Below are 4008 nucleotides of genomic sequence, written 5' to 3'. Positions count from 1 at the left end.
TCCGACGGGGAGGGCGAGGGAGCCACCATCGCGCAATCCGGCGAAGACGCTACAGCTGCCTTCACCGGCCTGCCCGGTCAGGATGCCGATTTCACGCTCACGGCCAAGGTGCGGAACTTCAAGATGCCGGGCGCGCAGATCGCCGCGCTGCCGTACTCGTCGGTCGTCGAGATGCCCGACACCTCAAGCATGGTCAGCGGCATGACGAACCTATCGGACGCGGTCGGCGCGCTGGCGGAGGGCACGTCGTCGCTCGCCTCGGGCGTAGACGAGCTGACCGGCGGCGCACAGGATCTGTCGTCGGGCGCTGCGGCGTTCGGTCAGGGGTTGAACAGGCTCAACGGCTCGTCCGGCCAGTTGGTGAGCGCGTCGAGCCAGATCAACGCTGCGCTGTCGGCCGTCGCGAGCGGTTTGCAGGGTGCTGATTTGTCGCAGCTCGACCAGCTGAGGCAGCTGCCGGGCGGGCTGAACGCGCTCGCGGACGGGCTTGCGGAGCTGCGTCAACAGGTCGTTCGCGTCCAGCAGGGCTACGCGCAGGCGCTCCCGGCGCTCGAGGGCGCCATCGAAGGCATTCCCGCCGGCACGTTGACAGAAGAGCAGGTCGGAAGCTTGATGGCCCTTGCAAGCACGTCGCAGAACCCCGACGACCTCGTCACGGTGAATCAGCTCCTCGCGAACTACCAGGCTGCCCAAACCGTCAAGGGCACGTACGCCGCGACGAAGGACGCCTTCTCCGGCGCCGACCAGCTGTTGGGCGCGTTGGCGGCCGATGCGCAAAGCGGCGGCGCCCTCGCCCAGCAAGAAGCCGCTCTCCGCTCCATGGCGTCCGCGCTCGAAACGGCCGTGGGCGGCGGCCAGCTCGACCAACTCTCCCAGCTCGTCGAAGGCATCGCGCAGCTATCTGGCGAGTATGGCCGGTTCCACGAAGGTCTTGCGCAGTACGCGTCGGGTCTGTCGGCGCTCGCCGAGAACTACGGCCAACTCGAATCGGGCGCAAACCAGCTCGCAAACGGCACGGGCCAGCTGGCCGGCGGGGCGGGCGAGCTCAGCAGCGGCATGAACCAGCTCAACGCGTCTACCATCACGCTGCCCGAAACCATGAAGCGGCAGATCGCCGACATGACTGCCGAGTTCGACTTCCCGAAGTTCGACCCGGTGTCGTTCGCGTCGCCGCAGAACGCCAACGTGGAAGCCGTGCAGTTCGTCATGACCACGGCCGCAATCGAGCAGCCCGAAACGCCCGAGCCGGAAGAGCCCGAGCAAGAGCAAACCATCTGGGATCGCTTCCTCGCCCTGTTCCAGGGGTAGCGCGAACGGGGGGCGTCGGCGCCCCCCCGTTCGTCACCTCTCGCGTATCCCGATCGCCTCGAACAGCTCGGCGCGCAGCTCGAGGTGCGCGCGCGTGAAGCCCGGGTCGACGTAGCGCAGGCGCTTTCCCAGGCGCTTCGCCAGCTGATGCGCCAGCCGGTTGAACGCCCCGCTGTCCATGACCTGCCCCTTCGACACGGTGACCACGGTGAATCCGAGCGTGATAAGGGTGCTGCGTCGTCGCGCATCGCTTTCCCGCCGTTCGGGGTCGACATGGTGCAGCTCGCTGTCGTACTCCGCGGCCAGCTTCGATTCGGGCCAGCACAGGTCGCATACGCAGTGCTTCCGGTCGGCCATGGCGCGGAAGCTGGGCGGCACGTCGACGCGGTAGTTAAGTCGCGGTTCGGGCAATCCGTACCCGCCCAGGCCGTACGGCAGGCACAGCAGCATGGCCAGCGCAGACTCCATCGGCGAGGCCGATCGGTCCAACACGTAGCGCAAAGCCCGCAGCGCCTTCTTCCTCCCGCGAGCGTTCGAGGCGCCTTCGACGAAAGTCCGCAGCTTGGCGACCGTCGTCAGCGGCGCGTCGCGACGCGGTGCCGGCCCCTTGTCTACCAGGACGTACGTTCCGCACAACTCGTATCCCAGCATTATGAGCCGTGCGAGCGACAGCCGGTTCGCCATCTGCAAGAAGCAGAACTCCGGCGTGCTCATCAAAAAGCCCTCGCCCGCGTCGACGAACGACCTCTCGGGGAGGACGGAGCAAAAGCTGCTGAGCACGGCAGGCGTTCTCGTCCGGACGTCGACGCTGCCCACCAGCGTGCGCAGGGGCAGGGTGCATCCGGCAGGACGCCGATTTCCCTCGGAAAGGGTCGGTCGCTCGCTTGAAGTGAGCGCACGTCGCGCACGTCTTGTCGCCGCTTGCCGCGCATCGTAGCCGCGCAAGTAATTCGGCCCCACCGTTCTCCAGTGGTCGAGCGCCGATTCGTATCCGATAAGTATATCCATCAGGTCATCGTAACATAATCTGGCAGAGAATCACGGTTTGGGCGCAGCTGCATCGCGATTCCTGCATCTGTGTTGGCTGCCGAAAAACCTGACCTGGTGCTTCTTTGGATATCTAGGCTTTTGGTTGGAGGGGAGACATTGATTTTGCGCCTAAACCGTGATTCTCTGCCAGAATGCGAAACCGCGGCCGAAAATCCGTGTGCAATCCGGTCTCGCGAACGATGACGCTCCGGTTGGCGAGGGTGCTTCGGGCGAAACTCGGAAACGAGGCGGGCGCGTCGGCGAAACGACTCGCAACTTCGCAGTGGGCGCGCGGCGCCGTTGCCCGATGCTCGCTCGCTTCAGGCGCGCTCCTCCACGCCGTGCTGGATCATGCTCATCAGCAGCTCGGACATCTCGGCGGGGGATTGCGGCGTGCCCTTCTTCAGCCAGTGCGACAGCATGCCCAACGCGCCCGATACGGCGAACAGGTACATGTACTCCAGATCGTCGGCGTCCACCGCCGCATCCTGGTCGGACATTTGCAGGTCCACCAGATGCGCCAGCTCCATGATCTGCCGCTGGAAGCCGCCCTCGCTTTCGTCCAGCAGCATGAGGAACACGTCGGCGTTCTCCTTGGCGTATTCCAGGATCTTCTCCACGTTGCGCGTGCGCGGCTCGCCGTCGGCCAGGAGGCGCGCCTTGAGATCTTCGAGCGCCTCGGCTTCGATGTACGCCAGCAGGTCGTACTGGTTGCGGTAATGGGCGTAGAACGTACTGCGGTTCACGTCGGCGGCGGCGCACAGCGCCTTCACGGATATCTTCGAGATGTGGTTCTCGCGCATGAGGTCGATGAGGGCGCTCGTGAGGGCGCGCTTCGTGTACTGCACGCGGCGATCGGTCTTTCCGGTTTCCATGGACGCCTCCTTCGACTCTATCGTTCCAGTATAGGACATGCGGGACGCATCGGCGCCGGCCGGTAGCCGTTGCTTGTCGAAGCGCGCGGGGAGGGCCGGCGCGTTGCGCAGACGGCGATGCGCGAGGTCCGAACGCGCAGCCTTTTTGGAACGCCGGTATCGGGGGATTTGTCCGCCGCTTCGCCGCAGCCAAACGCATCGAAGGACGACCGCATAAAAGTCGGCATGACCGATGTCATGAAATCCCACTTTGCAGACGTATGCAACCGGCGGTTGCGTAAAATGATAACCAGACATGCTGGTGCAACGTGCCGGGCAACCGTAGGCTGGTAATCGAGAAGGAGCGGACGCCATGTCCCCAACGTCGAAGAAGGGATCGTTCATGAACGTCGAGATTGCCCAGCGCTTAGCAGCCATGCGACGCGAGCAAGGATACAGCCAGGAGGAGCTGGCCGAACGGCTCGGCCTGTCGCGGCAGGCGGTGTCGAAGTGGGAGCGCGCCGAGTCGTCGCCCGATACGGGGAATCTCATCGCGCTCGCGAAGCTGTACGGCGTGTCCCTCGACGACCTGCTGCGCATCGACGAGGACGTGGTGGACGACGTGGCGTTCGAGGAAAAGGACAAGGACGCCACCGCCGAGGCGCAGGCGCAGGAGGCCGCCGTGCGCGCCAATGAGGCCGCCGTCCGCGCGGCGCAGGCGGCCGTGGCCGCGGCGCAGGCTCGCGCGACGGCCGAACAGGCGCACCAGGCCCCGCCGGCGCAGCCCCAACCGCAGCCCCAGCCCGTGCAGCAGCCC

4 protein-coding genes are annotated in these 4008 nt (G+C 65.7%); 2 read left to right on the top strand and 2 right to left on the bottom strand.

The window, feature by feature from the left end; all coding sequences use genetic code 11:
- The coding region (locus ACMO6A_RS08065; protein ID WP_418471059.1) for a hypothetical protein at positions 1-1308 on the top strand (1308 nt) is incomplete at its 5' end.
- Between the two features lie 33 nt (positions 1309-1341).
- Here ACMO6A_RS08065 and ACMO6A_RS08060 read toward each other — a convergent pair.
- Both ACMO6A_RS08060 and ACMO6A_RS08055 read right to left on the bottom strand, forming a co-directional pair.
- The gene (locus ACMO6A_RS08060; RefSeq protein ID WP_009609171.1) at positions 1342-2316 is read right to left on the bottom strand and encodes a hypothetical protein; all 975 of its coding nucleotides are present in this window, start codon (positions 2314-2316) and stop codon (positions 1342-1344) included.
- 341 nt (positions 2317-2657) lie between these two features.
- Positions 2658-3212 (bottom strand): TetR/AcrR family transcriptional regulator, encoded by a 555-nt coding sequence (locus ACMO6A_RS08055; RefSeq protein ID WP_009609165.1) that lies wholly within the window; start codon positions 3210-3212, stop codon positions 2658-2660.
- A gap of 352 nt (positions 3213-3564) precedes the next feature.
- On the opposite strand from ACMO6A_RS08055, the gene ACMO6A_RS08050 reads away from it, so the two are divergent.
- Positions 3565-4008, top strand: a 444-nt coding sequence (locus ACMO6A_RS08050; RefSeq protein WP_418471058.1) for a helix-turn-helix domain-containing protein, incomplete at its 3' end; no start/stop codon positions are given.

The sequence above is a fragment of the Eggerthella sp. genome, assembly GCF_048329335.1.
GTDB classification, from domain to species: Bacteria; Actinomycetota; Coriobacteriia; order Coriobacteriales; family Eggerthellaceae; genus Eggerthella; species Eggerthella lenta.
Note: the sequence above shows the minus strand (reverse complement) of the source record. Positions and strands in the feature narration are given on the sequence as shown.

Excerpts from the sequence above, each read along its gene's own strand:
- ACMO6A_RS08060 (WP_009609171.1), bottom strand. The coding sequence starts at position 2,316 with ATGGATATACTTATCGGATACGAATCGGCGCTCGACCACTGGAGAACG.
- ACMO6A_RS08055 (WP_009609165.1), bottom strand. The coding sequence starts at position 3,212 with ATGGAAACCGGAAAGACCGATCGCCGCGTGCAGTACACGAAGCGCGCC.